Origin of the sequence: Bradyrhizobium sp. WBAH42, assembly GCF_024585265.1 — a bacterium.
Lineage (GTDB): Bacteria > Pseudomonadota > Alphaproteobacteria > Rhizobiales > Xanthobacteraceae > Bradyrhizobium.
On the sequence record NZ_CP036533.1, the window covers coordinates 3,009,701 to 3,036,092 of the forward strand.

Sequence of the window (26,392 nt, forward strand, 5' to 3'; positions counted from 1 at the left end):
ACGACGAGTGGAGATCCTCACAACACCCGATTACTCTCCTTCACCTTCTCCGCATCCAGATACAAGCTCTCGCCCATCTCCTTGAACTTCGCGCTCATCCTGGCCATGCCGTCCTCGGCCGTGCCGCTGATCGACATCCCCACGCTGTTCGGATCGTTCAGCGTCGCCGCATAATCCCGCACGTCCTGCGTGATCTTCATCGAGCAGAACTTTGGGCCGCACATCGAGCAGAAATGGGCGACCTTGTGGGCTTCCTTCGGCAGGGTCTCGTCGTGGAAGCTCTTTGCCGTGTCCGGATCGAGGCCGAGGTTGAACTGGTCGGTCCAGCGGAATTCGAACCGCGCGCGGGAGAGGGCGTCGTCGCGCAGTTGCGCGGCGGGATGGCCCTTGGCCAAGTCAGACGCGTGGGCGGCGATCTTGTACGTGATGACGCCGGTCTTGACGTCGTTGCGGTCGGGCAGGCCGAGATGCTCCTTCGGCGTGACGTAGCAGAGCATGGCACAGCCGAACCAGCCGATCATGGCGGCACCGATGCCTGACGTGATGTGGTCGTAGCCCGGCGCGATGTCGGTGGTCAGCGGTCCAAGGGTGTAGAACGGCGCCTCGCCGCATTCCTTGAGCTGCTTGTCCATGTTGATCTTGATCTTGTGCATCGGCACGTGGCCGGGGCCCTCGATCATGACCTGGCAGCCCTTGTCCCACGCGATCTTCGTCAGTTCGCCGAGCGTCTCCAACTCGGCAAATTGTGCGCGGTCATTCGCGTCCGCGATCGAGCCGGGACGCAGGCCGTCGCCGAGCGAGAACGAGACGTCATACTTGCGCATGAGGTCGCAGATCTCGTCGAAATGCGTGTAGAGGAAGCTCTCCTTGTGATGCGCCAGGCACCACTTCGCCATGATCGAGCCGCCGCGGGAGACGATGCCGGTGACGCGGCTGGCGGTGAGGTGGATGTATTGCAGGCGCACGCCGGCGTGGATGGTGAAATAGTCGACGCCCTGCTCGCACTGCTCGATGAGCGTGTCCTTGTAGAGCTCCCAGGTCAGCTTGACGGGATCGCCGTTGCACTTCTCCAGCGCCTGATAAATGGGAACGGTGCCGATCGGCACTGGCGAGTTGCGCAGGATCCACTCGCGCGTGGTGTGGATGTTGCGCCCCGTGGAGAGGTCCATCACGGTGTCGGCGCCCCAGCGGATCGCCCACACCATCTTCTCGACCTCTTCCTCGACCGATGAGGTCACCGCCGAATTGCCGATATTGGCGTTGATCTTGGTCAGGAAGTTGCGGCCGATGATCATCGGCTCCAGCTCGGAATGGTTGATGTTGGAGGGGATGATGGCGCGGCCGCGCGCGATCTCGTCGCGCACGAACTCCGGCGTGATGAAGGCCGGCACCGATGCGCCGAAGCTCTCGCCGTCGGCGAGGGCCGTTTCCGCGCGCTCGAGCTGTGCCTTCCGGCCAAGGTTCTCGCGGGCGGCGACGTAGATCATCTCCTTGGTGATGATGCCGGCGCGGGCGAATTCGAGCTGGGTCACCTTGTGGCCGTCGAGGCCGCGCAGCGGCTTGTGATAGGCCGAGAAGGCGCGCGCGGCCTTGTCGGTGGAGACGCTGCCATTGTCCTCCGGCTTGATCTGCCGGCCCTCATACTCCTCGACGCCGCCGCGCTCCAGCACCCATTGCTTGCGGTTGCGGGCTAGGCCCGCGTTGACGTCGATGGTCACGCTGGGGTCGGTGTAGGGGCCCGAGGTGTCGTAGACCGGCAGGTTCGGCTCGCCGGCGCCTTCGGACAGGATGATCTCGCGCAAGGGCACGCGGATATCAGGCGCGGCGTCGGGGGTCGCAAAGATCTTGCGCGAGGAGGGCAGGGGGCCGGTGGTGACGGCGGGGACGGTTTTGTCGGGGTTGGAGCGGATGTTCATGGGTATCCTCCGGTTAATTCTGGTGTGCGTGCGTTGGAGCGACGGCGGTGAATTCTTGCTCCGTCATTGCGAGCGCAGCGAAGCAATCCGGAAATGCGTCCGCGGAGACGGTCTGGATTGCTTCGTCGCAAGGGCTCCTCGCAATGACGCGTGATGAGAGCGGGACCTGCATCATGCCGCCTCCTTCGAACCGTCGAGCCATTGCCGCACGCGGGCGTCGGGGTCGGGGTTCTGGGTGACGTCAGACACGACCGCGATTGAGTCCGCGCCCGCCGCAAAGATCTCCGCGGCGTGCTCGAACTTGATGCCGCCGATGGCGACCAGCGGGATGGTGCCGATGCGCTGCTTCCATTCGGTGATCTTCGGAATGCCCTGCGGCTCGAAGCGCATCGATTTCAGCGTGGTGAAGAAGATCGGGCCGAGCGCGACGTAGTCCGGCTTGGCTTTGAGCGCGGTTTCAAGCTCGGCATCGTCATGGGTGGAGATGCCGAGGGAGAGGCCGGCCTCGCGGATCGCGTTGAGGTCGGCATCCGCCAGGTCCTCCTGGCCGAGATGCAGATATTTTGCACCCGCAACGATCGCTGCGCGCCAATAATCGTTCACCACGAGCTTGGCCGGCGTGTCCTTGGTGATGGCGAGCGCGTCGCTGACGATCTGCAGCGCATCGGCGTCGTTCAGCTCTTTGGCGCGCAGCTGGATGGTGCCGACGCCGAGTTTTGTCAGGCGTTCGACCCAGGCGAGGCTGTCGACGACGGGATAGAAACGATCAGGATACGGCATGCCAGAACGGGGTCCCAACGACAGGGGTGGAGGGCGAGGCGAAGTCGCGGGCGTTCATCAGCCCGGCCTCGTATGCGGTGCGGCCGGCCTCGCAGCCGAGGCGGAAGGCGTTCGCCATCGCGACGGGATCGGCGGCTTTGGCGATGGCGGTGTTGAGCAGCACGGCGTCATAGCCGAGCTCCAGCGCCTGCGCGGCGTGCGAGGGCGCACCTAAGCCCGCGTCGACCACCAGCGTGATGTCGGGCAGCCGCTCGCGCAGCAGTTTTAGCGCATCGCGGTTGGTGATGCCTTTCGCACTGCCGATGGGAGCTGCCCACGGCATCACCACCTTGCAGCCGGCGTCGACCAGGCGGTTGGCAACCGAGAGGTCCTCGGTGCAATAGGGGAAGACTTCGAAGCCGTCCTTGATCAGGATGCCGGCGGCCTCAACTAGGCCGACGACGTCGGGCTGCAGCGTGTCGTTGTCGGCGATGACCTCGAGCTTGATCCAGGACGTGCCGAACAGCTCGCGCGCGAGCTTGGCCGTCGTCACCGCCTCGCGCACGGTGCGGCATCCCGCGGTGTTCGGCAGCACGGCGACGTCAAGCTCGCGGATCAGCTTCCAGAACGCATCGCCGGTCTTGCCGCCTGCGGATTCGCGCCGCAGCGACACCGTGACGATGTTTGACCCGGAGGCGCGGATCGCGCCTTGCATGATCGCAGGCGAGGGATAGAGCGCGCTGCCGATCAGCAGGCGGGAGGCGAAGGTTTTGCCGTAGAAGGTCACCATGTGGGAGGTGTCTCCTTAGTGGATGCTGTCAGCCCAGATGTAGCTGTCATCCCCGCGAAGGCGGGGATCCAGTACGCCGCGGCCGTGCGGCTGGAACCGCGAAGCCGCGGCGTACTGGATCGCCCGGTCGAGCCGGGCGATGACAGGGGAGTGTGGGGCGCGCGCGGGCGCGACAAATAGACAGCCATCATCACCTCACCCTCCCTGCCGCGGCGTGATGATCTCGATCTCGTCGCCGGCTTTCAGGCGCGTCTCGGCCCAGCGGCTTTTCGGCACGACGTCGTAATTGAGCGCGATGGCGAAATGGCTGCCTTCGTAGTCGAGCTCGGCCAGCAGCGCGTCGACGCTGGCCGCGCTGACCTCGCGCTGCTCGCCGTTTATGATCACAAGCATTGCACGATCACCCGCATTGCATCACCTCGTTGTCGATCTGGCCGCGCTCGACATAGGCGAGCGTCAGCTCGGCGAGCGCGGGGGCGATCAGGAAGCCATGGCGGTAGAGGCCGTTGACGCTGATCCTGCGATCGTGAACGCCGATGCGCGGCAAATTGTCGGGATAAGCGGGACGAAGCCCCGAGCCGAATTCGAGGATGCGGGCTTCGCCGAAGGCCGGGTGCACCGTATAGGCCGCGCCCAATAGCTCCAGCGCCGAGCGCACGCTGACGCCGGTGTCTTCCGCTTCGATCGAGGTCGCGCCCAGCATGAACAGGCCGTTCTCGCGCGGGATCACGTAGAGCGGCCAGCGTGGATGGATCAGCCGGACCGGGCGCGCCAGCTGCACCTCGTCCGTCTCGATCAGGATCATCTCGCCCTTGACGCCGCGAAGCTCGCTCTGCTCGTCGCGGGCAGCAATGCCGCGGCAGTCGATCACGATGCCGTCGAGGTCGTCAGCAGTAACGTCGCTGCAGAAATTGATGGTGCCGCCGGCGGCGCGGATGCGCGCGTGCAGCTGCGGCAGCACGCGGCGCGGCTCGACATGGCCCTCGGCGGGGAAGAACAGCGCGTCGCGGAAACGGCCCTCCAGCGATGGCTCGAGCGCGGCAAGGCCCGCGGCATCGAGCCGGCGGTGACCCCCGGTCATGCGCGCAAACCGCTCGAAATCGCTGCGCTCGCGCGGGTGGGCGACGACCAGCGAGCCGTTGAACGGCGTGTCCGGCAGCTCGCGCCGCCAGAGATCGAGCGAGCGCAAGCCGAGGCGGCTGATGATGGGTTCGGCGACCTCGGCCTCGCAATAGGGCGCGAGCATGCCGCCGGCCCAATGGCTGGTGGCATCCGTCATCGCCTCGTCACCGCGCTCGTGCAGGGTGACGGCGTGGCCGGCCTGGGCGAACAGCAGCGCCTGCCAGGCGCCCGCGATGCCTGCGCCGATGATGGAAACCGGTGAATCCGGTCGCTTGGTGGTCTGCAACATCCCTGTCCCTTCGCCGGCATGACCCGGATCAGGTTCAAAGGGTCACCGCGGTCCTGGGCGGTATTGCCCATTTAGCGGTATCTCAGCTCCTCCTCGGAGCACCCCTCGGAACGGTGCCAATGTATGCCAGCAGGGCGGGGTGGTCAACGCGTGTTGCCGCGGAACCCGTCCGTGCCCCGGACGCAGCGCATCACGCAGTGGTGCGCTGCTGAGCCGGGGCCCATTTTGCGGAGGGTGCTGGGTCCCGGCTCTGCGCAGCAGCGTTACCGGACGATGCTTCGCATCGCCTAGGCTGCAGCGCGTCCGGGACACGAGAGCTTACTTGAGCGCCTGCGCCCGCGCGTTGCGGACACGCTGGGCGAGCTTTCTGTGCGTCGGCGCGGCGAACATCGGCTGCGGATTGCCGTTCGGCTCGAGCCAAGGCTGACCCATAGTGCCCTGGCCCATGGTCTCGCCCGCATTGGCGACCTGCACGGCCTCCTGCCGCTGGCGCTTTGCAGCGTAGTAATAGCCGCCCGCGAAATAACGCACGGCTCGCGCGTGATCGCCATTGGCGGCGCGATAGGCGCCGGCGAGGTACTTCACGGCGTAGGTGAGGTTGGTGTTGGGATCGCGCAGGCCGGCGGCATCGCCGGTGTAGCCGACCCCGCGGGCGGTCGCGAGCTTGATCTGCATCAGCCCGATGGCGCCGCCGCGGCCGACGAGGTGCGGCTGATAGCGGCTTTCGCGCATGATGACGCGATGCACCAGCGCCTCCGGCACGCCGTTGGCGCGGGCATGGGCGGCAACCATCTCGGCATATTCGGCTTCGCCGGCGAAAGCTGCCTGCGGCAACGTCAATCCGGCCGCGAGCAGCGCGACAACACGTAAGATTTTCATCGAAATATTCCTCGGCAGAACGGACCCGCACCCCAGCGCGTTAGGCCGTGGGAACACGGCGATGATGTGGCGAAATGTCACCAGCTGCGATTTTCGCCGGCTCGTCGCGTTTACGACTTAAACCTGGGTTAAGCTCCGAGTTGGTGGAGCGCCTTACGCGACAGCGGGTCTGTCCATTCGCGCATTCGCCCAACAATCGTCACTCAAGACCAGCACTCGGGAGAACGTCCATGACCCCTGTAGACATCGACGACATCCCCAAGCAGAACCCTTGTGCACAATGTGGCACACCGATCCCGTTCCCTGACTGGATCGAGCCAGGCGAAGGCCGCGTCTCCTATCTCTGGACCTGCCGCGCCTGCAATTATCGCTTCGAGGCGGTGGCGATCTTCCCGCACGAGGCCATCGAGCACCCGCCGCTCGCGGCTTGATCACGCGGCAAGGCGCGGCGCCTGCGAGACCGGCAATTGCATCCGTACGATCAGGCCATGCGGCTTGCGGTCGTGCAGCGACAGCTCGCCGCCATGGGCGAGTGCGATCGCGCGCGCGATCGACAGGCCGAGCCCGAAGCCGGTGGACTCGTCCATGGTGCGCGCCTCGTCGCCGCGCACGAACGGCTCCAGCATCTCCTGCTTGCGCGCATCCGAAATGCCGGGGCCGTCGTCCTCGACGTCGATGACGAGCGTGGTGTCCGAGACGTCGAGGCGGATCGTCACCTCGGCCCCGAAGCGCACGGCGTTCTCGACCAAATTGGTGACGCCGCGATGCAGATCGTCGGGACGGGCGGCGGCGGTCGCGGACACCGGCCCGACATAGTGCACGACATGGCCCATGTCGCCGAACTGATCGGCGACGAGCTGCAGCGTGCTGGCGATGTCGACCAGCGTCACCGCCTCGATCTTGCGGTCGTCGCGCAGCAGCGACAGCACCGATTCCAGCATCGCGCGCATCTGGTCGAGATCCATCAGCATGCGCTTGCGGTTGGCCTCGTCCTCGATGAACTCGGCGCGCAGGCGCAGCCGCGTGATCGGCGTGCGCAAATCGTGGCTGATCGCGGCCAGCATCCGCGTGCGATCCGACATCAGGCGGGCGATCCGCTCGTGCATGCGGTTGAGCGCGCGCGCCACCGCGCGGATCTCCTCCGGGCCGCGCTCGGGCAGCGGCTCGGCGGTGCCGTCGAGGCTGAAATTCTCCGCCGCCTCGGCGAAGGACGACAGCGGCCGCGTCAGCGCGCCCGCCGCCCATAGGCCGAGCACGGTGACGCAGAAGAACGCGCTCACCAGCGCCATCAGCCAGGGCGCGCCCCAGAACCACGGCCGCGGGCCGCCATCGACTTGGCCCGCGATCACGGTGCCGTCGGGCAATTGCACGCCGATACGGGGCTCGATACCGCCTGAAGCCAGCAGTCCGGTCCTGTAGGCGCGGTCGAGATGACGGTGCATCCCGCGCACATGCAAGGTGTCGCTCTCCGCGAGATTGGCCGTGCCGGGCGCCAGCATCTCGATGCCGAGCCTGGGGAAGGCGCGCGCGAGATCGGCGACGAGGCGCGGACGCTCGCTCGCCTCCGCCGCACCGAGCAACAGCGCGGCATCGGCCAGTTGATGCGCCCGGTCCGGCGACGCATCAAGGCGGTCCGGCCGGCTGACCAGGAAGGCGGTGGTGACGACGAGATGGAGCGCCACGGTCGAGGCCAGCACCAGCGCGGCAATCTGCCCGCCGATCCCGCTGAGATGGAAGAACGAGAACGGCTTCATCGTGGTCCCCCTCAGCGGCTCAGGGGCGCTGCGACCGCTTCGGGGCCTGCTGCCTCAGGTCCCGCGACCTCGGTTCGTGGCGTGAACAGATAGCCGCCGGAGCGCACCGTCTTGATCAGGGTGGGATCGGCCGGATTGGGCTCGATCTTGCGGCGGATGCGGCTGACCAGCACGTCGATGGAGCGCTCGAACGAGCCGGTGTTGCGCCCCTGCGTGAGGTCGAGCAGGCTGTCGCGCGACAAGACGCGGCCGGGCCGCTCGCAGAACGTGCGCAGCAGGTCGAACTCGGCGCTGGTCACCGCGACGCGCGCGCCCTCGGGGTTGCGCAGCTCGCGCAGGCGCAGATCGATGCGCCAGCCTTCGAAGGTCAGCATGGAGGCACCTTCGATCGAGCTTGCCGCCTGCGCGGCCGCCTGGCGGCGCAGCACCGCGTTGATGCGGGCGAGCAGCTCGCGCGGGTTGAACGGCTTCGGCAGATAATCGTCCGCACCCATCTCGAGGCCGACGATGCGGTCGACGTCCTCGCCGCGCGCAGTCAGCATGATGATCGGCGTCTGATTTTCTGCGCGCACCTTGCGGCACAGCGTGAGGCCGTCCTCGCCGGGCAGCATGACGTCGAGGATGATGAGGTCGACGCGGTGATCGGCCATGGCGCGCGACATCTCACGGCCGTCGGCGACGGCAGTGACGTTGCAGGCGTTGTTGCGCAGGTATTTCGCAATCAGCGTCCGGGTTTCGCGATCGTCCTCGACGACCAGGATGTTGGGATTGGGAATGGCCATGCGCCCTTGTTTGTCCAAAATTCGGGTCAAATGGCGAAGTTTTTTGTTTCGGATTGTTTCTGGCCGGCTGCCCGCAACGGACGGCAATCGACCGGGCATGGCGCGGCAAGTTCTCGTTAAGCGCGTCAACCCTACCGTGGCGCCGTTCGCCACACCCGCAAGAACCACGGAGCCATCATGACCTCGATTACGGCGGCCTCCACCGGCAGTCATCTGTCGCTGCTGCAGCGGCTGCAGCAGCAATTGCAATCGCAAGTCTCCGCCGGCGCGATCTCGTCGTCGGACCAGTCCGCGCTCTCGACGGCGCTGACCGACATCGATGAGGCGCTCCAGCAGAGCCGGGCGAGCGACCGGTCGAGCGGTACGCGTCCGTCCAAGGAGGCGATGCAGTCGAAGCTCGACGACCTCATCTCGACGGAAGTCTCGAGCGGGACGCTGACCTCCGAGCAGGCCGAGGAGCTGAAAAGCGTGTTTCAGTCCACCTCGGCGAGCGGTCCCGACGGCGCGGGCGATCCGTCGCCGGACGACAATTCGTCGGATTCGTCGACGACCGGGTCGGCCGGCAGCACGTCGGCCGACGCGACGACCAAGGATATCCTTCAGCAATTCCTCAAGGCGCTCCAGCAATCGCAATCGTCGGCATCCTCCTATGGTGCCAATGGCAGCTCAACCGGCAATTCGAGCCTCTCCGCTCTCCTGATCGACTACGAGAGCTGACCTCGGCGACGCCGGGTCGGCGCGGTCCTCGCCGCGACCATGCCTCACCCCAGCGTGCATGGTCGTCGGCGGGGAACCGTGCATCGCAAAATGTTCCTGAGTGACGCAGGAACTAACCTCGTGGATGCTCCGCTCGCGCATTGCGCGACGAAATTGCGGCGCGCACGGAACTGCGCGTGATCAGAGCTGTTTTCTCCGCACAAGGTTTTCGCAAGGAGAGGACAACATGATGAAATCGATCGTCACCGGCCTCGCCGGTACCGCCCTGCTCGCGACCGTCGCGTTCGCGCAAACGCCGCCCGCCACCACCGACAAGGCGGCCCCTGCGGCCACCGCAACGACCACGACGGCTTCCGGCCAGTGGCGCACCTCGAAGATGGACGGCCTGAAGGTCTACAACGAGGCCAACGAGAACATCGGCACGATCAACGACCTGCTGATGGACAAGAACGGTGACATCAAGATCGCCGTGATCGGCGTCGGCGGCTTCCTCGGCATGGGCGAGCATCTGGTGGCCGTGCCCTATGAGAAGCTGAAGTTCGTCAACGAGCCCGTCGCCTATACCGGCACCGGCGCGAACACCGGCGCCAAGCCCGCCGGGACGACGACCGGCGCTGCGACCGGCACCGACAGGCCCGCGGCCCCCGCGGCGACGTCGTCCGCGTCGAAATGGTATCCGGACCACGCCGTGTTCAATGCCAGCAAGGACGAGCTGAAGAACATGCCGCAGTTCAAGTACGCGGAGTAATGCGGTTCGCGTAACGGCCTGAACGAAGCGCGCCTGGTTTTCACCGGGCGCGCTGTCGTGTCTTCGTCCGCCCGCGTCATTGCGAGGAGCTGTTGCGACGAGCTGCGCTCGCAATGACGGAAATTGTGCCGGCAATCAGCCCCCGCTGCCCTTGAGCCGTTCGTTGCGCCGGCGCAGGGCTTCCAGGGTGGCGAGGAGGATGACCGAGATTGTCGTCAAAATCACCGCCGCTGCGGTGATGGTGGGGCTGATGTTCTCGCGGATGCCGCTGAACATCTCGCGCGGCAGGGTGCGCTGCTCGGGACCTGCCATGAACAGCACGATCACCACCTCGTCGAAGCTGGTCGCGAAGGCGAACAGCGCGCCTGACGCCAGGCCTGGCAGGATCAGCGGCAGGATCACGCGACGGAAGGCTTCGAGCGGCGAGGCGCCGAGCGAGGCGGCGGCGCGTGCCAGATTGGTGTCGAAGCTCTGCAGCGTCGCACCGACCGTGATCACCACGAAGGGTGTCGCCAGCGCGGTGTGAGCCAGGATCAGGCCGAGATAGCTGCCCGTCAGCCCGATCGGTGCGAAGAAGAAGTACAGGCCGACCGCGGTGATGACCCCGGGCACGACCACCGGCGACAGCACGAAGGCCAGCACGAGCGGCTTGAACCGGCTCTTCCACTGCGCCAGCCCCAGCGCGGCCATCGTCCCAAGGACCATGGACAGCAGCGTCGAGGCGACGCCGATGATCATGCTGTTCTTGAGCGAGTTCATCCAGCGCGGCGAAGTGATGAAGTCGTCGTACCAGCGCAAGGAAAAGCCCGGCAGCGGATAGGTGAGGTACGCGCTAGAGCTGAACGACAGCGGCATGATCGCAAGGATCGGCGCGATCAGGAAGATGAATACCAGCGTGGAGACAACGATGGTCGCGGTCCACGCGATGCGCTGGCTGGGCGTGCGCAAGGAGGAATTGTCGCTCAATTCTTCATCCCTCCCGTGACCTGCTGGCCCTGCACCAGCTTGCCGTAGACGAGAGCGAGCAGAACGGTGGCCAGCAGCAGCACCGCACCCAGCGCCGAAGCAAGGCCCCAATTGGCCGTCTCGGTCGTGTAGAGCGCGATGAAGTAGCTGATCATCTGGTCGGCGGCGCCGCCGACGAGGGCCGGCGTGATGTAGTAGCCGAGCGCCAGGATGAAGACGAGCAGGCTGCCCGCGCCGATGCCGGGCAGCGTCTGCGGCAGATAGATCCGCAGGAAGGCGGTGAGGGGTGGCGCACCGAGCGAAGCGGCGGCCCGCATGTAAGCAGGCGAGATCGCCTTCATGCTGCTGTACAGCGGCAGGATCATGAACGGCAGCAGGACGTGGGTCATGGCGACGCAGACGCCGAAGCGGTTGTAGATCAGGCGGAGCGGCGCGTCGATGATGCCAAGCCAGTGCAGGCTGTCGTTGACGACGCCCTTGCTCTGCAACAGGACGATCCAGGCGCAGGTGCGGACCAGGAGCGACGTCCAGAACGGCAGCAGCACGAAGATCATCAAGAGGTTCGACCGGCCAGGCGGCAGCGTCGCCAGAAGGTAAGCGACCGGGAAACCGAGGATCAGGCAGAGCGCCGTGACACCGAGGCTGATGAGAAAGGTGCGGAGGAAAATGTCGCGGTAGATGGCCTGATCCGGTGGAGCAGCGACGATCGCGCCGTCCGCGTTTCGCGTCAGGTCGAGCGCAGCGAGCAGGTAGAAGCCGGTGATCGGGCCGCTCGCGTCCTTGATCGTGGTCCAGGTGGCGCGTTCGCGCCAGGCGGGGTTGATCTTGCCCAGCGTCTCCTTGGCCGTCCCAGGCTCCGGCACCGCCTTCAGATTGCGCGCCGTGCTGGTCAGGATCGTGCGGAAGCCGTTGAGCGCGTAGTTGAGCCGTTTGGCCGCAATCGGGACGGTGCCGGCGGCGCGCGCCGCCAGGATGTCGCTTGCCAACGCCGCATAGGCCTTCTCATCCGGCAGGTCCTTGCCGTCCCAGCTGGCGAGAGCCGCTGTTGTTTGCGGCAGGACCTGACGCACCTCCCAGTCCTCGACCGCGCGCCATAGCATACCGGCAATCGGGCCTGCGAAGGTGAAGAGCAGAAACAGCAGAAGCGGCAGGACCAGCGCCAACGCCTTGACCTGGCGTGTCCGCTCAGCGCGCCTCAATCGGCGTTTGAGCGGCACCTCGGCCTGCGCATTGGCGCCGGGCAGGGACGTGGTTGTCATGGCGTGAGCCTCGTTGACGAGAGGCCTGAGCAAGCGCCTCGTCCTTCGAGACGACCGCTTCGCGGTCTCCTCAGGATGAGGCTCATCGACATGGGTGCCTGCAAAGTCGCCGCCACAAATCCCGCCCTCATCCTGAGGGCCCGCCGCAGGCGGGCGTCTCGAAGGATGCGCCGCGGGCGAGCTCTTCGCGACATTCTTCCCTCCGCCTGTGCCGCACGCCGGTACTGTCGCGCGCTATTTCGCGGCCCACTTGTTGAAGCGCTCGGTCAGGCGGTCGATGTTCTCGAGCCAGAAGGCGACGTTGATCTCGACCGCGTTCTTGATGTTGTCGGGCGCCGTCGGCAGGTCCTTCAGAACGGCGGGCGGGAGCCGGCCGGCGGCGTCCTTGTTCGAAGTCCCGTAAGCAATGTTCTCCGACAGCTTGGACTGGTTCTCCGCCTTGCCGACGAAATCCAGGAACTTGTAGGCCGCGTCCTTGTTCGGGCTCCCCTTCAGAATGACCCAGCTGTCGAGGGTGAACAGCGCGCCGTCCCAGACCATGCCGAAGTTCTTCTTTTCGTTCTTGTTCGCGGTGTCGATGCGGCCATTGTAGACCGAGGTCATCGCTACCTCGCCGGAGGCGAGCAATTGTGGCGGCTGCGCGCCGGCCTTCCACCAGACGAGGTCGCCCTTGATGGTGTCGAGCTTCTGGAACGCGCGCTCAACGCCCTCGTCGGTCGCCAGCACGTGGTAGACGTCCTTTGGTGGGACGCCGTCGGCCATCAGCGCGATCTCCAGCGTGGTCTTCGGACCCTGACGCAGAGCGCGCTTGCCCGGAATCTTCTTGGTGTCGAAGAAGTCGGCCCAGCCCTTCGGGGCCTCCTTCAGCTTGTCCTTGTCGTAGCCGAGCACGAAATCGTAGAGGATGGCGCCGACGCCGCAAGGATTGACCGACGGCGGGATATAGGCAGCCTCGCCGCCGATCTTGGAATAGTCCAGCTTCTCGAACAGGCCTTCCTCGCAGCCGACCGCGAGCTCGTCGCTCTCGACCTGGACGACATCCCAGGTGGCGGCACCTCCCTGCACCTTGGCGCGCAGCACGCCGACGCCGCCGTCCCAGGATTCGTCGTTCATCGCAACGCCGGACGCCTTCTTGAACGGCTCGAAATAGACCTTCTTCTGGGCCTCCTGATACGCGCCGCCCCACGAGACGACGGTGAGGTCACGCGCCTCTGCGATCGTGGCCAGCGCAGCACTGGCGCCCAGTGCCGCGGCGAAACCCAGAGCAATCTTGCGCTTCAGCATGGTCTTCGTTCCTTCTTCATGTGGGTTGCGTTGACATTGATTGTTTCAGCTTCGCCGGCGGCAGATCAGACCGGATCGAGGGCGAGGCAGTCCTCCGGGCGGAAGGTGATGAATACGGTTCCGCCATGTTTCAGGCTGTCATGCGCTCCCGGCTGAAGCTTGACCATGAACTCGGCGTTGCCGGCGACATCGAGCACGGCCAGCGCGTGATCGCCGAGATAGATCGTGTTCTGGACCGTCGCCGGGAGCCGGTTCGGTCCCTCACCGGAATTGCCATTCGTGACGATTGCGACACGCTCCGGCCGCACCGACAGGGAGGTCGATGCGCCCGCGCCTGACACGTTGACCGCCCGTGCTGTCACGGTGCCGCCACCGGCCAGCGCGACGCTGCAATAGTCCTTGTCGATCGTCTCGACGGTGCCGGCGAGCACATTGTTCTCGCCGATGAAATGGGCGACGAAGCTGTTCACGGGATGCTCATACAGCGCGTCGGGGCGGTCGATTTGTTGCACGATGCCGTCGTTGAAGACGGCGATGCGGTCCGACATGGTGAGCGCTTCGCTCTGGTCGTGGGTGACATAGACGATCGTGATGCCCATCGTCTCGTGCAGCTGCTTGATCTCCAGCTGCATCTGCTCGCGCAGACGCTTGTCGAGGGCGCCGAGCGGCTCGTCCATCAGCACGAGCTGCGGATTGAACACCAGCGCGCGAGCCAGCGCCACGCGCTGCTGCTGACCGCCGGACAATTGCCCGGGCCGCCGGTGCGCCAGGGTTTCCATCTTGATCATGCGCAACGCCGCGTTGACGCGCTCTTGCGTTTCCGCCTTGCTCGACTTGCGAACCGATAGCGGGAAGGCGATGTTTTCCGCGATCGTCAGGTGCGGAAACAGCGCGTAGTTCTGGAACACCATGCCGATGTCGCGCCTGTGCGGCGGCACGTTCTTGATCGGCCGGTCCGCCAGGTAGATCTCGCCATGGGTCGGCACCTCGAAGCCTGCCAGCATCATCAGCGTGGTCGTCTTGCCCGAGCCCGAGGGGCCGAGCAGGGTGATGAACTCGCCCTTCCTGATATCGAGGTCGAGGTTCTTCACCACGAGATGCTCGCCATCATAGGTCTTCTGAATGCCTGAAAAACGCACCAGCGCCGGCGCAGGCGTGACCATGCCGGCTTCCATGTTGTCCTCGCGTTGTCCCCTACAATGCCGTGCGAGATTAGCATCCTGCAGCGAGAATGCCAGCGGCGCAAGCGACGAGGAATTGTGAGGGTCCGGTGAGTGGCGGGACGATCCCTTATGAAAGCTTTCCCTGCGGCCATCCTTCGAGACGCCCGCCTTGGGCGGGCTCCTCAGGATGAGGATGGAGGGCGTGGCTGCAGTTTCAGAGGGCACTGACGTCGAATAGCCTCATCCTGAGGAGGCGTGTAAGCGCCGGCTCGAAGAACGAGGCGTGCGCGCAGGCCGCTGCAACAAGTCAAATGCGACGGCCCTGCGACGAGCAGGGACGCGCTACATCCCCGACAGCTTCGTCACGAATACGTTCAGCGCTCCGCCGGCTTCGGCGACCACGCGCAGCGTCTTGGAATCGAAGGCGATGTCGGCGAGTGTCAGGCTGTCGATCTTGGCCTCGACCTTGAGGCCGTCCTCGCTCTTCTGGTAATCGGCGATCGCGGCCGCGATCTTCTCGCGGGCGTTGGCAGCGATCGGCTTCAGATCGAGGGTTGCCTTCTGCAGCAGCGCCTGCTGCATCTGCGGCACCACCGCGCGGGCGGCGGCACCCAGGAGGCCGAAGGCAGCCTCGGATTCCACGGCGAGCTGGATGTCGGTGAGCCGCAGCGTCTGCTGCGCCTGGTCGAGCACCGGCCGGCCCCAGATGTGCACATTCGCTTCGGCGCCGAGGCCGAACCAGCTCTTCTTTTCCTTGGCGCGCACCAGAAGCGAGATCAGCAGCCGGTCGCCCGAGGGGATGACGTTGGCACTCTTGACGGTGACGTCGACCGGGCCGGAGCCGTCCTCGGGATAGGTGCGGCCGACCATCTGGGCCGCGATCAGCTTGTTGATCTCGGTGAAGGGCACGTCGATCGGCACGCCGATGTTCACGCCGGTGCCGGTCGGCGGCACGATCGAGATCTTGTCGGGGAACGGACAATCGGGCTTGGTCGGCGTCGAGGTCACGCGTGTCTCGGCTTCGAGGCCGAGCAGCAAGGTCACGGCCTGCGCATCGACGCGCGGCTGCGCCGCGATCGCGCGCACCGGCTTCATCTCGAGCCAGAGCGGCGGCAGCGCCGCCGAAGCGCTGGATCCTTGCAGCGGGATCGAGCGGCAGGCCTTGATCCATTGCGCTTTCGCATTCTCGCGCAGGCTGGGATCGCTGCGGATGCGCTCCGAGACGGCGTTGATCTGCTCGCCGACGGTCTTGTCGATCAGCGGCTTGACCTGCGCGGGCACGTTGACCTTGGCGCCGGCGACGTTGACGTTGGTGTCGCCGAGATTGACCTGGGCGCCGAGGTTGGGCTCCAGATGCCAGGCGGCGGCGAGCTTCGGGCGCGAGGTGACGACGACGTTGCCCTTGATCTCCGCGCTCGCGTTCAGGTTCTTGATGTTGACCGCGCCGATCCGCTTCGCGGCGTCACCGCCGAGGACGCTGCCGAGCGCGTCGCCAAGCGCGCCGGTGGCCTTCGACGACAGCGAGCCCGTCACGTTGAGCTTGCCGGTGAGCGGCGTCGAGATCGTCAGCACGTCCTTGTCGCCGTTTGCCGCCATCGGGCCGCGGACGGCGGACCAGCCGATATCGGCGTTCTCCAGGATCTGCGAGATCGGGTTGTCGGCCTTCCCGGCGAAATTGCGCGGCGCGGCTTTCTCGGCCTGCTCGCGGATCGCCGACAGCGCGATGGCGACCGGCGCGATCACGATGGAGCTCTTCGAAGCCGGCGGCAGCGGCGGCAGCTGCGCGACCGGCGGCGCCGAATTCGTCGCGCGCGGCGACAGCAGGTCCATCGCCTTCAGGCTGATGAAGAACGACGCCGCGAGCACCGCGACGCCGATCAGGATAGTCTTCAGATTCCACGTCAGACGCATCAATCCCCCAAGCCGCCCGGGCGGGGATTCTACAGGGCGGGCGAGGAGGGCGCTAGAGCGCACCGGTGGGGTGGAATTGGGGCGAACAGGTTAACGGGTGTGAACGGGACGTTGCCGCGTATTGCGGGGCTAGCCGTGCCGCGGACGGCGGACCGCTCTCACCTTGCCGCGATCTCCGCCACCGCAATAGAAGCGGTCACCGCCGTCGGACTCCAGGCCCGAGACCATGGTGCCAGCGGGCATGTCGAGCTGCTCGAGCACCTTGCCCGTTTCAGGATCGATCCGCCTGATATCACTGTCCTCGCCTTCCCAGGTGCCATGCCAGAGCTCGCCATCCACCCAGGTCACGCCGGTCACGAAGCGCTTGCTCTCGATGGTGCGGAGGATCTTCCCCGTCTCGGGATCGATCTGATGGATCTTGCGCTCGCGATATTGTCCGACCCAGAGCGAGCCCTCGGCCCAGGCCAGGCCGGAATCGCCGCCGCCGCCGGGCGCCGGAATGGTGCCGAGCACCTTGCCCGAGGCCGCATCGATCTTCTGGATGCGGTCCTCGGCGATCTGGAACAGGTGCCTTCCGTCGAACGCCGTTCCCGCATGAGCGGCGACGTCGATGGAGCGCGCGATCTTGCCGTCGGCCGGATCGACCGCGTTCAACTTGTCGCCGGAGGCGAACCAGACATGCGTGCCGTCATAGGTGACGCCATGCACGGCCTCAACGCCTGGAAAGGGCCCATACTCCGTGACGATCTCGGCGGCTGAACGTTTCATGTGCTCGATCCCTGTGCTTAACGCGCATCCTATGTCTTCAGGAGCGGTGTGGGGAGTAACAAGCCTGTCGGGAAACCGGGGACGGGCGGTGTCATCCAGCGGCGCGCCCGTCCGTGTCCGAACGATTGCACCTTGCCCGACCGCGCCAGGTCTTCGAGGGCGCGCTGCACGGTGCGCGGGCTGATGCGAAGCGCAAGTGCGAGTGCCGAGCTCGACCATGGCTCGCCGTCGGCGAGAAAGGCGAGGACAGCGGCGTGCTTTTCCTCATCGGGCCGCGCCAGCACGAGGACGTCGCGCGTCTTCCGCGGCGCCAGCACGAAGCCCTGCTGCGTCGCGCTGATGTCGGCCAGCGGCTCGAGCTGGGTGCGGAGCCGTCCGATCTCGACGCGCAAGCGCGCGCGGTGCGATTCGTCGGCGTGCCTGGCTTGAAATGCGCCCGAGATCAGCGTCTCGCGCGAGACATCCGCGGGCCATGCCTGCGCCAGGAGACGCGCGAGCGCGAACAGCACGGGACGCGTTCCGAGCGACACCGCGACGCCTTGCCTGCGCACAACGTGATGGAAGGTGTCCACGACGAGCGCCGTCGAGGTCGCCAGCCGTTCGATCTCTCCCAGCAACAACGGATGTTCGCTGCCGCGCGCGATCAGGCGTGCTGCCGGCGTGACGAGGATCAGGTTCGCGCTGTCCACCTCGGCCAGGAGCGCCGGGATGCTGGCAAGGCGCGCCGCGTCAGCCGCGCGGCTGAGCGCCGCGCGCGCGTCTTTCGTTCTGAGTCGCCTGATGGCGATGCCGGCGACCACGAGTTCGCGGACGACTTGGGACGCGGGCGGGAGCGGCGTGGGACGGACCTCGGCCAGCGTGCGCTCGGCCTCGTCAAGGCGCCCGACCAGAAGCAGGCGGCGCGCCTCGATATGGCCTGCATGGGCGGCATTGACGAGATCGCCGTGCTTTTCGAGCGTCGCGCGGGCCGCCGCGAGCGTCTTCACCGGCCAGTTCAGATCGCGCGAGACCAGCGCGATCTCGGCTTCGGCCACCAGGCATCTTGCGCGGGCCACCGCCTCGCGCGGTCCGAAGGCGCGCGCAGCGCTCCGCAGCAGCGTCTTGGCCTTGGCGAGATCGCCGAGCTGCGCCATCGCGATGCCGCGCAGCGCCAGCGACGGTGCGTCGTTGCGCAGCGCGACGCGGTTCAGCGCGCCAAGCGGATCGCCGGCCTCCAATGCGCGCGCGGCGGCCGTGATCAGCGACTCCATGTCAATCCCGCCACACTTGTTACTCCCACCGCGCAACCGCTTGGTGCCAGAAATCGTTGGCAGGACGTCAAGCAAAAGCTTTGGAGAGTCATGATGACATCAGCAGAAAAGGCCGGAACCAACGGACAGACCGCCATGCAGACCCCGCCGGTGGTGTCGGCGCACGACTGGGAGGCCGCCCGCCAGCAACTGCTCGTGAAGGAAAAGGCGCATACCCGTGCCCGCGACGCCCTGGCCGCCGAGCGCCGGCGCATGCCATGGATGGAAGTTAGCAAAACCTATGCGTTCGAGGGGCCCGGCGGCAAGGTCAGCCTGGCTGATCTGTTCCAGGGCCGGCGACAGCTGATCGTCTACCGCGCCTTCTTCGAGCCCGGCGTGTTCGGCTGGCCCGATCATGCCTGCCGCGGCTGCTCCATGGTGGCCGACCAGGTCGCCCATGTCTCGCACTTGAACGCCCGCGATACCACGCTGGTGTTCGCCTCGCGCGCGCCGCAGGCCGACATCATCAGGCTGAAGCAGCGGATGGGCTGGACCATGCCCTGGGTCACGGTCACCGATAGCTTCGATGCCGATTTCGGCGTGGACGAATGGCACGGTACCAACGTGTTCTACCGCGACGGGATGCGCATCTTCCGCACCTATTTCGTCAAGAGCCGCGGTGACGAGCAGATGGGCGGCACCTGGAACTATCTCGACATCACCCCGCTCGGCCGCCAGGAGGTGTGGGAGGATTCGCCTCCGGGCTATCCGCAGACGCCGACCTACAAATGGTGGAACTGGCACGACAGCTACACAGACGGTGCGGCGCCCGACAAGCGGTGGGTGGAGATTTCGGACGCCGGCGAGAAAGCCTTCCGCGAGGAGGCCGCAGGAGAAAGGCAATGACCGGTCCGGTCAGCGCGGCCCCCAGCGTCAGCCCCGACGCTGTGGCGGCCGCGCGCCACCTCGCCAGATGGCTGGGCCTGGCGGCCACGCCGACCTTCGCGATGATGGCACTGCTGACGGCCATGCTCGGCGGCGGCCCGGCGGACACGCTGTGCAGCGCCGGGCAGGGCTCTCTGCTCGGCGGGATGGTGCCGATGTATCTCCTGATGAGCGCGTTTCATGCAGCGGCGTGGCTGAGGTTGATCGCGGAGTGGCGGGGCGCAGCCGCCTAGACTAGCGCAGCTTCAGCCCAAACACTTCCTCGAACAGGCCGAGCATCGCGGCCCATGACCGCCGATCCGCGGCGGCATGGTAGGCGTGGTTCGGCAAGGCGGCGCCGATGAGCTCCGGATTGGTGAAGCCATGCGCCGCGCCGCCATAGACGTTGACCTGCCAGTCCACGCCGGTCCTGCGCATATGCTCCTCGAAGCTCCCAAGCTGGGCCATCGTCACCAGCGCATCGGCGGCGCCGTGGCAGACCAGAACCTTGGCCTTGATATGGGCAGCACGATCCGGCTTCAGGCTCGTGAGTCCGCCATGGAAGGAGACGACTGCGGCGAGCGTCGCGCCGGTTTGCGCCAGCTCGAGCGCGGTGGTGCCGCCGAAGCAATAGCCGATGGCGGCAAGCGTCATGACGTCGACCGCCTCGTGCCCTGACAGGGCGAGGTGCGCCGCCTGGGCCCGCCCGCGCCAGCGCTCTTCGTCGGCTCGCAGCTCGTTCATCAGCTTGATCGCTTCGGGGACGTCGGGCGCCGTCCTGCCGCCGCCATAGAGATCGGCCACCAGCACGGCGAAGCCGAGCCCGGCCAGTCGTTCCGCGCAGGTGATCGCATGCGTCCCGATTCCGCGGGCGTCGGGAAACAGCACGACGCCGGGGCGCCGGCCTGATGTTGCGTCGTCCGTGACCAGGATGCCCTGGAGCTCGGCGGTGTTATCGCGATAGGGAAAGGGTGTTTGTGTCATGCGCGTGCCATGGCTGCTGAAGCCAGGCTAGCGAGCAACCGCAAGCCTGCGCAAGTGCTGCCTCTAGCGCTGCCCTGCCGCCGATTGCAGATAGGCGATCACGCGGGTGGCCTCTTCCGCCGAGATACCGCCATAGGGCTGCATCTTGTGGCCGGACACGACCTCGTCCGGCTTGACCATGAAGCGGGTGAGCTTGTCCTGGTCCCAGGCGAAGCCGGCGTCCTTCATCGAGGAGGAGTAATTGTAGTCCTGCAGCGAGCCGGCCTTGCGTCCGACGATCTTGTTCAGATTGGGACCGAGGCGATTGTCGCCCTCCTTCATGGAGTGGCAGGTGCGGCAGGAATTGTTGAAGGCCTGCTGGCCCGTGTCGTCAGGCGCGGGTTGCTGCGCGAGCGAGCAGGGCGTGGACACGAGCAGCGCCAGTGCTCCGGCGCCGGCGAGGGCGTGCAGCCATGGGCGTTGCGAGGGGTGCCTTCGTGGTCGCATTTGCGCCTCCATCGGGATCGCGCCGCAGCACGCGGGATGTCGAGGGCAAACGAAAACGGCCCCGGTGGGTTCCGGGGCCGTTCGCGTCATGATGTCCTGTCGTTTTAGCGGTTCGCGGCGCCGAGATCTGCACGACGCTCGGTCATCGGCAGCACGATCACCTTGGTGCCGACGTTGACGCGGGAATAGAGGTCGGTGACGTCCCCGTTGGTCATGCGGATGCAGCCAGAGGACACGCGCTTGCCGATGGTTTCGGGGGCGTTGGTGCCGTGGATGCGGTAGATGGTCCCGCCGAGATACATCGCGCGGGCCCCCAACGGGTTGCCGGGGCCGCCGGCCATGTGGCGCGGCAGATAGGGCTGGCGGGCGATCATCTCCGGCGGCGGAGTCCAGGCCGGCCACTCGGCCTTGCGGCTCACCGACTGGATTCCGGACCAGGTGAAGCCGTCGCGGCCGACGCCGATGCCGTAGCGCAGCGCCTGGCCATTGCCGAGCACGTAATAGAGATAGGTGTTGGGCGTATCGATGATGATCGTGCCCGGCGCTTCGCGCGTTGCGTAAGAGACGGTCTGGCGGCGGAAGCGGGCCGGCATCTCGACCGCGTCCTGATCCTCGGACGGCTCGGTCTGGTAGGGCGCCTGATAGGGCTGATACGGTTGATAGGGCTGCAGCGGCTGCGGCGCGGTCATCGGCGGCAGCGGCTGGAAGAACGGGAAGATCTGCACCGGCGCCGCCTTGGCTGCGCTCGCGAACGCGATGGCGGAGACCGCGACTGCACTGAGCGCAACCGCGCGCGAAAACGTCTTGAACGTGTCCAGATTGAACATGTGATCGCCCCTGTTTGCTCGGTGTTTTGCTCACCGCGGCACCATTGCGGTGCTCCGTTGCCTAAGGTCCTAACGGCAAAACGTTTCGGGACATTTGCGCGGAAAACCGAAAACGGTTTCACGGCGGCAAGAATTGTTTCATGACAGTTTCGTGGCCCCGCGGGCCCGTTAACGAACAAAACAGCACGCCGACACTTCTGTGACGTCACACGCCTGAAATATCCTTCGTTGATGGTCGATGCCTGAGAATCATCAAACTCTCGGGATTTTCCCATGCGGGTATTAATCGCGACCGACGCCTGGCATCCGCAGGTCAACGGGGTGGTGCGCACCCTGACCTCGCTGGCGAATGCGGCCAAGGCCCTCGATGTCGAGATCGACTTCCTCACCCCCGACGGCTTTCCGTCCTGGCCGCTGCCGACCTATCCGGGCCTGCGCTTTGCGCTGCCGAGCGGAAAGGAGATCGCGCGGCGGATCGAGAGGTGCGCGCCGGAGGCGCTGCATATCGCCACCGAAGGCCCGATCGGCTGGGCCGCGCGCGCCTATTGCCGCCGCAACCGGCTCGCCTTCACCACCTCCTACACGACGCGCTTTCCGGAATACGTCTCGGTGCGGACCGGCATCCCGGCGGGGGTCGGCTATGCGGTGCTGCGCCATTTCCACGATGCCGCCGCGATGACGATGGTGGCGACGCCCTCGCTGCGGCAGGAGCTGTCCGAGCGCGGCTTCAAGCGGCTCGGCTTCTGGACGCGCGGCGTCGACACCGAGCTGTTTCATCCCGACGCTCCGGCTGAGCTCGACCTGCCGCGCCCGATCTTCATGACGATGGGGCGCGTGGCGGTGGAGAAGAATCTCGAAGCGTTCCTCTCGCTCGACCTGCCCGGCACCAAGGTCGTCGTCGGCGACGGCCCGCAGAAGGCGGCGCTGGAGAAGAAATATCCGGACACGGTATTCCTCGGCGAGAAGAAGGGTGCGGATCTCACCGCGCACCTCGCCTCCGCCGACGTGTTCGTGTTTCCGAGCCTGACCGATACGTTCGGCGTGGTGCAGCTCGAGGCGCTCGCCTGCGGCACGCCGGTTGCGGCGTTTCCGGTCACGGGACCGAAGGACGTCATTGCCGATCACCCGATCGGCGCCATCGACCACGATCTGCGCACCGCGTGCCTGCGCGCGCTCACCATGTCGCGTCAGACCTGCCGCAATTTCGCGCTGGAGCGCTCCTGGGAGAACAGCGCGCGCCAGTTCGTCGGCAACCTCACCTCACTGCAGCCCAGCCGCGTCCTGCGCGCCTCGCCTCGCATGGCGCGGCGGCCGGTACGCGGTTGATCGTCCATTCGAACCACAGCGAGAACCTCATCGATGGCTAAGATCATGAACCTTGACGGCACCCAGCAGCTCGACCTCACGCGCGGCACGGTCGAGCAGGCCTATGACCGCTGGGCGCCGGTCTATGATCTCGTGTTCGGCGGCGTGTTCGCCAAGGGCCGGCAGGCCGCGATTACGGCCACCAACAAGATCGGCGGCCGCGTGCTCGAGGTCGGCGTCGGCACCGGCATCTCGCTGCCGCTCTACGCGCCGAACCTGCGCATCTTCGGCACCGACATCTCGGAAGCGATGCTGGACAAGGCGCGCCGCCGCGTCAGCGAAGGCAATCTGAAGAACGTCGAGGGCCTCGCGGTGATGGACGCCGAGAAGCTCGAATTCCCCGACAACTCGTTCGACGTCGTGATGGCGCAATACGTCGTCACCGCCGTGCCGAACCCGGAGAAGGCGCTCGACGAATTCGCCCGCGTGCTGCGTCCGGGCGGCGAATTGATCATCCTCACCCGCGTCAGCGCCGACACCGGCATGCGCCGCTTCATCGAGCAGAAGCTGCAGCCGCTGGTGCGTCCGCTCGGCTTCCGCACCGCCGAGTTCGCCTGGTCGCGCTACGCCAAATGGCTCGCCGGCGCGCACGGCATCGAGCTTGCCGAGCGCCGCTTGATTCCGCCGCTCGGCCATTTCTCGCTGGTGCGCTTCCGCAAGGTCGACGTCGCCAAGGCAGCGTGAGTTCACGCGTCGCGTGCGTCATCGCGCCGCTGCACATCGTCACATGACAAAATGATGATGTCACACGGCCTACATCGAATCTCTGTAAATCCTGAACCCGAAAGCATTTTGGGGGAGAGCATGATCAAGAACTATCTCGAGCAGCTGCGGATCCAGCGCTGGGACGACCATCGCTACTATCACCACAGCCGCATCAATCAGAGCCTGCACTTCGTCAGCGCGCTGAGCTTCCTCTTCGCCTATGTCTGGCTGTTCATCGATCCCGTCGTCTCCGCCCTGGTCGGCTGGCTGGTCTCGATGACCTCGCGCCAGGCCGGCCACTTCTTCTTCGAGCCGCACACTTACGACCACATCAACCAGGCGACGCACGAGTACAAGGAAGAGATCAAGGTCGGTTACAATCTACAGCGCAAGGTGGTGCTGATGGCGATCTGGGCGCTGTCGCCGCTGGTCCTGGTCATCGATCCCACCCTGTTCGGCCTGTTCACGCCGTGGGCCAGCGCGACCGATTTCATGCGGCAGGTGGCGAAGATCTGGCTCGTGGTCGGCGGCGGCGGCCTGTTGTTCCGCACCGTGCATCTGTTCTTCATCCGTGACGTCGAGACCGGCCTCGTCTGGATGACCAAGATCCTGACCGACCCGTTCCACGATCTGATGCTCTATCGCGGCGCCCCGCTCGCCTTGATGCGCGGCGAGCTGATGGACCCCGGCCTGCACCTCAACCCCGAGCACACACTGGGCTTCATCGACGAGCCCGTGCTCGAAGAGCAGCACGCCTGAGCGCGCTGGTCCCACCAAGCACTTCGATGTCCAATGGTTGCGTCATGCCCGGGCTTGTCCCGGGCATCCACGTGTGGGGGGCAGTCGCTGCGGCTTCTTCGCCTCGCCCCGCCTGCGGGGAGAGGCCGGAACGCGTCGTAGATGCGATCCGGGTGAGGGGGAGTCTCTGCGGGGGCGCTGCCAGACGGTCGTCCGCCAACTGTCACCGCGCGCGCGGAGAGTCCCCCTCACCCCAACCCTCTCCCCGCAAGCGGGGAGAGGGGGAGGATGGACCTCGCCCCGGAATGACGGTTGTAAGGGGAAGGGCCTCAGCGCCCGAAGCGCTTGGCCAGCATCTCTTTCAGGATCTGGCGCTTGATCTGCTTGTTGGTGAGCGCGCCGTCGTGCCACCAGAAGCCGTCGGCCTTCATCTTCTGTGCGGCGCGAACGAAGCGGTCGGCGACTTCGGCGAAGTCGGCGTCGGTGTAGTTGAGGCTGAAGATCAGCCGGCCGGTACCGACCCAGCTCAACGCCAGGCCTTCGGCGCGCAGATAATATTGCAGCATCCAATTGTAGCGGGACGGGGTGGTGTATTTCACCGTCCAGATCGAGGAGAAGTTGGCGAAGCGCACCGGCAGGTCGGCATCCTGCATCATCTCGTTGAGCTTCCTGACGCGCCCGTTCCAGGTCTCCTCCAGCCCATCATAGACCGCGCGGAAATTCGGGCTGGCGAGGCGGCTCAGGAACTCGTCCATCGCCGTCATGACGTAGGGGTGCGAGTTGAAGGTGCCGCGGGCGAAGCAGATGTCGGCGGGGCGGTCGTCGCGGAAGCGGCGCATAAGATCGCGCTTGCCGCAGACCACGCCGACCGGCAGGCCGCCGGCGAGGCTCTTGCCGTAGGTCACCATGTCGGCCTTGACGCCGAAATATTCCTGGGCACCGCCGGCGGCGAGGCGGAAGCCGACGAAGACCTCGTCGAAGATCAGGACGATGCCGCGCTGGTCGCAGACCTCGCGCAGCTTCTTCAGCCACTCGGTGTACGCCGCGCGATCGAAATTGCCGCCGCGGGAGGAATCGACCAGCGAGGAATCGCCGGGTGCGTTGGCGTTGGGATGCAGCCCCTGCAGCGGGTTGACCAGCACGCAGGCGATGTCCTTGCGCGTGCGCAGGACGTGCAGCGTCTTCTCCGACATTTCGGCGAGGGTGTAGGTCTCGTGCGCAGGAATGGGATTGCCGACGCCCGGCTGCACGTCGCCCCACCAGCCGTGATAGGCGCCGGCGAAGCGAACCAGATGCGTGCGCTTGGTGTGGTAGCGCGCCAGCCGCACCGCCTGCATCACGGCTTCGGTGCCGGACATGTGGAACGAGACCTCGTCGAGGCCCGAGATCTGGCAGAGCCGCTGCACATTCTCGAGGATGACGGGATGGTAGGGGCCGAGCACGGGGCCGAGCGCATGCGCGCGCTTCTCGGCGCCCTCGATGCACTCCTTGTAGAAATCGTTGCCGAAGATGTTGACGCCGTAGGAGCCCGTGAGGTCGTAAGCAGTGTTACCGTCGACATCGGTGACGGTGACGCCGCGCGAGGATTCCATGAAGGTCGAGGTGCCCAGATGCTCGCGGACGAGACGCGAGAACTGGAACGGCACGCGGTAGCTTTCGGTGAAGTTCAGGTCGGAGATCGTCTCCGCCGCTTCCTTCGTCATCGCGCGGCCCTTGGGGTAGCGCTCGGCGTAAAGCCTGGCGAGACGGAAGAAGGCGTCCTTGCGCTGCGCTGCGATGTTCGCCGGCGCGCCGTCGCATGCGAAGTACTGATCACCCGCGAACTCGTAGAACGGCAGCAGCCGTGCCACCCTGCGCGACATCTTGGAGTGCCCGGCGAGCGAGCGGTGCTTGGCGCGGGAGAGCTCGACCCGCGCCTTGATCTTCGGGAGGACGGCGGCAGCGGACGCTGCGGCGGCCACGGACATCGAGAGAATCGGGAGTGTCGTTTCCATGACAACAAGCGCTAAACCTGTGAGCTGACAGAT

27 protein-coding genes and 1 riboswitch are annotated in these 26,392 nt (G+C 66.1%); of the genes, 8 read left to right on the top strand and 19 right to left on the bottom strand.

Annotation, left to right across the window (positions count from 1 at the left end; genetic code table 11):
- Positions 1–17 precede the first annotated feature (17 nt).
- The 6 genes from thiC to DCG74_RS14085 all read right to left on the bottom strand — a co-directional run bounded on the left by thiC (position 18) and on the right by DCG74_RS14085 (position 5,755).
- A complete protein-coding gene (gene thiC / locus DCG74_RS14060) occupies positions 18–1,916 on the bottom strand; it encodes a phosphomethylpyrimidine synthase ThiC (protein WP_172787188.1) in 1,899 nt (632 codons plus the stop codon).
- Between the two features lie 171 nt (positions 1,917–2,087).
- Positions 2,088–2,696 (bottom strand): thiamine phosphate synthase, encoded by a 609-nt coding sequence (locus tag DCG74_RS14065; protein WP_172787189.1) that lies wholly within the window; start codon positions 2,694–2,696, stop codon positions 2,088–2,090.
- The gene (locus DCG74_RS14070) at positions 2,683–3,465 is read right to left on the bottom strand and encodes a thiazole synthase (RefSeq protein WP_172787190.1); all 783 of its coding nucleotides are present in this window, start codon (positions 3,463–3,465) and stop codon (positions 2,683–2,685) included. Before DCG74_RS14070 ends, DCG74_RS14065 begins: the two co-directional genes overlap by 14 nt.
- 195 nt (positions 3,466–3,660) lie before the next feature.
- Positions 3,661–3,858, bottom strand: a complete 198-nt coding sequence (gene thiS / locus DCG74_RS14075; RefSeq protein ID WP_172787191.1) for a sulfur carrier protein ThiS — start codon at positions 3,856–3,858, stop codon at positions 3,661–3,663.
- 7 nt (positions 3,859–3,865) lie between these two features.
- Entirely contained in the window at positions 3,866–4,876 is a 1,011-nt protein-coding gene (locus DCG74_RS14080; RefSeq protein ID WP_172787192.1) for an FAD-dependent oxidoreductase, read from the bottom strand.
- Positions 4,864–4,992: riboswitch (TPP riboswitch) on the bottom strand. (Overlaps the previous gene by 13 nt.)
- Before the next feature lie 202 nt (positions 4,993–5,194).
- On the bottom strand, positions 5,195–5,755 hold the full coding sequence (locus tag DCG74_RS14085) for a lytic transglycosylase domain-containing protein (protein WP_172787193.1): 561 nt from the start codon (positions 5,753–5,755) through the stop codon (positions 5,195–5,197).
- A gap of 230 nt (positions 5,756–5,985) precedes the next feature.
- Here DCG74_RS14085 and DCG74_RS14090 point away from each other — a divergent pair, with 230 nt between their 5' ends.
- Positions 5,986–6,186 carry a hypothetical protein gene (locus tag DCG74_RS14090; RefSeq protein ID WP_172787194.1) on the top strand — a complete coding sequence of 67 codons (201 nt, stop codon included), beginning with the start codon at positions 5,986–5,988 and terminating at the stop codon, positions 6,184–6,186.
- Here the strand turns inward: DCG74_RS14090 and DCG74_RS14095 are convergent, their stop codons facing one another.
- Both DCG74_RS14095 and DCG74_RS14100 read right to left on the bottom strand, forming a co-directional pair.
- Positions 6,187–7,509, bottom strand: a complete 1,323-nt coding sequence (locus DCG74_RS14095) for an ATP-binding protein (protein WP_172787195.1) — start codon at positions 7,507–7,509, stop codon at positions 6,187–6,189. It abuts the gene before it with no gap.
- 11 nt (positions 7,510–7,520) lie between these two features.
- The gene (locus DCG74_RS14100) at positions 7,521–8,291 is read right to left on the bottom strand and encodes a response regulator (protein ID WP_172787196.1); all 771 of its coding nucleotides are present in this window, start codon (positions 8,289–8,291) and stop codon (positions 7,521–7,523) included.
- Between the two features lie 177 nt (positions 8,292–8,468).
- On the opposite strand from DCG74_RS14100, the gene DCG74_RS14105 reads away from it, so the two are divergent.
- Together DCG74_RS14105 and DCG74_RS14110 are read left to right on the top strand one after the other, a co-directional pair.
- On the top strand, positions 8,469–9,008 hold the full coding sequence (locus tag DCG74_RS14105) for a hypothetical protein (protein ID WP_172787197.1): 540 nt from the start codon (positions 8,469–8,471) through the stop codon (positions 9,006–9,008).
- A 226-nt stretch (positions 9,009–9,234) separates the two neighbouring features.
- Positions 9,235–9,756: a PRC-barrel domain-containing protein gene (locus DCG74_RS14110; RefSeq protein WP_172787198.1), complete on the top strand. Its 522-nt coding sequence runs from the start codon at positions 9,235–9,237 to the stop codon at positions 9,754–9,756.
- A gap of 135 nt (positions 9,757–9,891) precedes the next feature.
- On the opposite strand, the gene DCG74_RS14115 is transcribed toward DCG74_RS14110, so the two are convergent.
- From DCG74_RS14115 to DCG74_RS14145, 7 genes are all read right to left on the bottom strand, one after another.
- Positions 9,892–10,722, bottom strand: a complete 831-nt coding sequence (locus tag DCG74_RS14115; RefSeq protein ID WP_172787199.1) for an ABC transporter permease — start codon at positions 10,720–10,722, stop codon at positions 9,892–9,894.
- Positions 10,719–11,981 carry an ABC transporter permease gene (locus tag DCG74_RS14120; protein ID WP_172787200.1) on the bottom strand — a complete coding sequence of 421 codons (1,263 nt, stop codon included), beginning with the start codon at positions 11,979–11,981 and terminating at the stop codon, positions 10,719–10,721. Before DCG74_RS14120 ends, DCG74_RS14115 begins: the two co-directional genes overlap by 4 nt.
- A gap of 234 nt (positions 11,982–12,215) precedes the next feature.
- On the bottom strand, positions 12,216–13,265 hold the full coding sequence (locus tag DCG74_RS14125; protein WP_172787201.1) for an ABC transporter substrate-binding protein: 1,050 nt from the start codon (positions 13,263–13,265) through the stop codon (positions 12,216–12,218).
- Between the two features lie 65 nt (positions 13,266–13,330).
- Positions 13,331–14,440 (bottom strand): ABC transporter ATP-binding protein, encoded by a 1,110-nt coding sequence (locus DCG74_RS14130; RefSeq protein ID WP_172787202.1) that lies wholly within the window; start codon positions 14,438–14,440, stop codon positions 13,331–13,333.
- 330 nt (positions 14,441–14,770) lie between these two features.
- A complete protein-coding gene (locus DCG74_RS14135; RefSeq protein WP_172787203.1) occupies positions 14,771–16,339 on the bottom strand; it encodes a DUF4403 family protein in 1,569 nt (522 codons plus the stop codon).
- A gap of 129 nt (positions 16,340–16,468) precedes the next feature.
- Positions 16,469–17,107, bottom strand: coding sequence for a PQQ-binding-like beta-propeller repeat protein (locus DCG74_RS14140; RefSeq protein ID WP_172787204.1), 639 nt, complete (start codon positions 17,105–17,107; stop codon positions 16,469–16,471).
- A gap of 29 nt (positions 17,108–17,136) precedes the next feature.
- Positions 17,137–18,357: a helix-turn-helix domain-containing protein gene (locus DCG74_RS14145; RefSeq protein ID WP_172787205.1), complete on the bottom strand. Its 1,221-nt coding sequence runs from the start codon at positions 18,355–18,357 to the stop codon at positions 17,137–17,139.
- Positions 18,358–18,447: 90 nt separating this feature from the next.
- On the opposite strand from DCG74_RS14145, the gene DCG74_RS14150 reads away from it, so the two are divergent.
- Both DCG74_RS14150 and DCG74_RS14155 read left to right on the top strand, forming a co-directional pair.
- A complete protein-coding gene (locus tag DCG74_RS14150; RefSeq protein WP_172787206.1) occupies positions 18,448–19,242 on the top strand; it encodes a DUF899 domain-containing protein in 795 nt (264 codons plus the stop codon).
- A complete protein-coding gene (locus tag DCG74_RS14155) occupies positions 19,239–19,514 on the top strand; it encodes a hypothetical protein (RefSeq protein WP_172787207.1) in 276 nt (91 codons plus the stop codon). The genes DCG74_RS14150 and DCG74_RS14155 overlap by 4 nt, the downstream gene beginning before the upstream one ends.
- A 1-nt stretch (position 19,515) precedes the next feature.
- Here DCG74_RS14155 and DCG74_RS14160 read toward each other — a convergent pair whose 3' ends face one another.
- The 3 genes from DCG74_RS14160 to DCG74_RS14170 form a co-directional block, all read right to left on the bottom strand.
- Positions 19,516–20,244 (bottom strand): dienelactone hydrolase family protein, encoded by a 729-nt coding sequence (locus tag DCG74_RS14160; protein WP_172787208.1) that lies wholly within the window; start codon positions 20,242–20,244, stop codon positions 19,516–19,518.
- A 63-nt stretch (positions 20,245–20,307) separates the two neighbouring features.
- Positions 20,308–20,742: a cytochrome c family protein gene (locus DCG74_RS14165; protein ID WP_172787209.1), complete on the bottom strand. Its 435-nt coding sequence runs from the start codon at positions 20,740–20,742 to the stop codon at positions 20,308–20,310.
- Positions 20,743–20,834: 92 nt separating this feature from the next.
- Positions 20,835–21,557: a L,D-transpeptidase gene (locus DCG74_RS14170; protein ID WP_172787210.1), complete on the bottom strand. Its 723-nt coding sequence runs from the start codon at positions 21,555–21,557 to the stop codon at positions 20,835–20,837.
- A gap of 273 nt (positions 21,558–21,830) precedes the next feature.
- On the opposite strand from DCG74_RS14170, the gene DCG74_RS14175 reads away from it, so the two are divergent.
- The 3 genes from DCG74_RS14175 (at position 21,831) to DCG74_RS14185 (ending at position 24,386) form a co-directional block, all read left to right on the top strand.
- On the top strand, positions 21,831–22,883 hold the full coding sequence (locus DCG74_RS14175; RefSeq protein ID WP_172787211.1) for a glycosyltransferase family 1 protein: 1,053 nt from the start codon (positions 21,831–21,833) through the stop codon (positions 22,881–22,883).
- A gap of 33 nt (positions 22,884–22,916) precedes the next feature.
- Positions 22,917–23,606: a class I SAM-dependent methyltransferase gene (locus DCG74_RS14180; protein ID WP_172787212.1), complete on the top strand. Its 690-nt coding sequence runs from the start codon at positions 22,917–22,919 to the stop codon at positions 23,604–23,606.
- Positions 23,607–23,726: 120 nt separating this feature from the next.
- On the top strand, positions 23,727–24,386 hold the full coding sequence (locus DCG74_RS14185; protein WP_172787213.1) for a hypothetical protein: 660 nt from the start codon (positions 23,727–23,729) through the stop codon (positions 24,384–24,386).
- 308 nt (positions 24,387–24,694) lie between these two features.
- On the opposite strand, the gene DCG74_RS14190 is transcribed toward DCG74_RS14185, so the two are convergent.
- Entirely contained in the window at positions 24,695–26,359 is a 1,665-nt protein-coding gene (locus tag DCG74_RS14190; RefSeq protein WP_172787214.1) for an aminotransferase class III-fold pyridoxal phosphate-dependent enzyme, read from the bottom strand.
- Between the last annotated feature and the right edge of the window lie 33 nt (positions 26,360–26,392).

Excerpts from the sequence above, each read along its gene's own strand:
- DCG74_RS14170 (WP_172787210.1), bottom strand. The coding sequence starts at position 21,557 with ATGTTCAATCTGGACACGTTCAAGACGTTTTCGCGCGCGGTTGCGCTC.
- DCG74_RS14125 (WP_172787201.1), bottom strand. The coding sequence starts at position 13,265 with ATGCTGAAGCGCAAGATTGCTCTGGGTTTCGCCGCGGCACTGGGCGCC.
- DCG74_RS14160 (WP_172787208.1), bottom strand. The coding sequence starts at position 20,244 with ATGACACAAACACCCTTTCCCTATCGCGATAACACCGCCGAGCTCCAG.
- DCG74_RS14155 (WP_172787207.1), top strand. The coding sequence starts at position 19,239 with ATGACCGGTCCGGTCAGCGCGGCCCCCAGCGTCAGCCCCGACGCTGTG.
- DCG74_RS14065 (WP_172787189.1), bottom strand. The coding sequence starts at position 2,696 with ATGCCGTATCCTGATCGTTTCTATCCCGTCGTCGACAGCCTCGCCTGG.
- DCG74_RS14180 (WP_172787212.1), top strand. The coding sequence starts at position 22,917 with ATGGCTAAGATCATGAACCTTGACGGCACCCAGCAGCTCGACCTCACG.
- DCG74_RS14085 (WP_172787193.1), bottom strand. The coding sequence starts at position 5,755 with ATGAAAATCTTACGTGTTGTCGCGCTGCTCGCGGCCGGATTGACGTTG.
- DCG74_RS14110 (WP_172787198.1), top strand. The coding sequence starts at position 9,235 with ATGATGAAATCGATCGTCACCGGCCTCGCCGGTACCGCCCTGCTCGCG.
- DCG74_RS14185 (WP_172787213.1), top strand. The coding sequence starts at position 23,727 with ATGATCAAGAACTATCTCGAGCAGCTGCGGATCCAGCGCTGGGACGAC.
- DCG74_RS14120 (WP_172787200.1), bottom strand. The coding sequence starts at position 11,981 with ATGACAACCACGTCCCTGCCCGGCGCCAATGCGCAGGCCGAGGTGCCG.
- DCG74_RS14130 (WP_172787202.1), bottom strand. The coding sequence starts at position 14,440 with ATGGAAGCCGGCATGGTCACGCCTGCGCCGGCGCTGGTGCGTTTTTCA.
- thiC (WP_172787188.1), bottom strand. The coding sequence starts at position 1,916 with ATGAACATCCGCTCCAACCCCGACAAAACCGTCCCCGCCGTCACCACC.
- DCG74_RS14150 (WP_172787206.1), top strand. The coding sequence starts at position 18,448 with ATGATGACATCAGCAGAAAAGGCCGGAACCAACGGACAGACCGCCATG.
- DCG74_RS14145 (WP_172787205.1), bottom strand. The coding sequence starts at position 18,357 with ATGGAGTCGCTGATCACGGCCGCCGCGCGCGCATTGGAGGCCGGCGAT.
- DCG74_RS14105 (WP_172787197.1), top strand. The coding sequence starts at position 8,469 with ATGACCTCGATTACGGCGGCCTCCACCGGCAGTCATCTGTCGCTGCTG.
- DCG74_RS14165 (WP_172787209.1), bottom strand. The coding sequence starts at position 20,742 with ATGGAGGCGCAAATGCGACCACGAAGGCACCCCTCGCAACGCCCATGG.
- DCG74_RS14140 (WP_172787204.1), bottom strand. The coding sequence starts at position 17,107 with ATGAAACGTTCAGCCGCCGAGATCGTCACGGAGTATGGGCCCTTTCCA.
- DCG74_RS14090 (WP_172787194.1), top strand. The coding sequence starts at position 5,986 with ATGACCCCTGTAGACATCGACGACATCCCCAAGCAGAACCCTTGTGCA.
- DCG74_RS14080 (WP_172787192.1), bottom strand. The coding sequence starts at position 4,876 with ATGTTGCAGACCACCAAGCGACCGGATTCACCGGTTTCCATCATCGGC.
- DCG74_RS14100 (WP_172787196.1), bottom strand. The coding sequence starts at position 8,291 with ATGGCCATTCCCAATCCCAACATCCTGGTCGTCGAGGACGATCGCGAA.
- DCG74_RS14190 (WP_172787214.1), bottom strand. The coding sequence starts at position 26,359 with ATGGAAACGACACTCCCGATTCTCTCGATGTCCGTGGCCGCCGCAGCG.
- DCG74_RS14175 (WP_172787211.1), top strand. The coding sequence starts at position 21,831 with ATGCGGGTATTAATCGCGACCGACGCCTGGCATCCGCAGGTCAACGGG.
- DCG74_RS14095 (WP_172787195.1), bottom strand. The coding sequence starts at position 7,509 with ATGAAGCCGTTCTCGTTCTTCCATCTCAGCGGGATCGGCGGGCAGATT.
- DCG74_RS14070 (WP_172787190.1), bottom strand. The coding sequence starts at position 3,465 with ATGGTGACCTTCTACGGCAAAACCTTCGCCTCCCGCCTGCTGATCGGC.
- DCG74_RS14135 (WP_172787203.1), bottom strand. The coding sequence starts at position 16,339 with ATGCGTCTGACGTGGAATCTGAAGACTATCCTGATCGGCGTCGCGGTG.
- thiS (WP_172787191.1), bottom strand. The coding sequence starts at position 3,858 with ATGCTTGTGATCATAAACGGCGAGCAGCGCGAGGTCAGCGCGGCCAGC.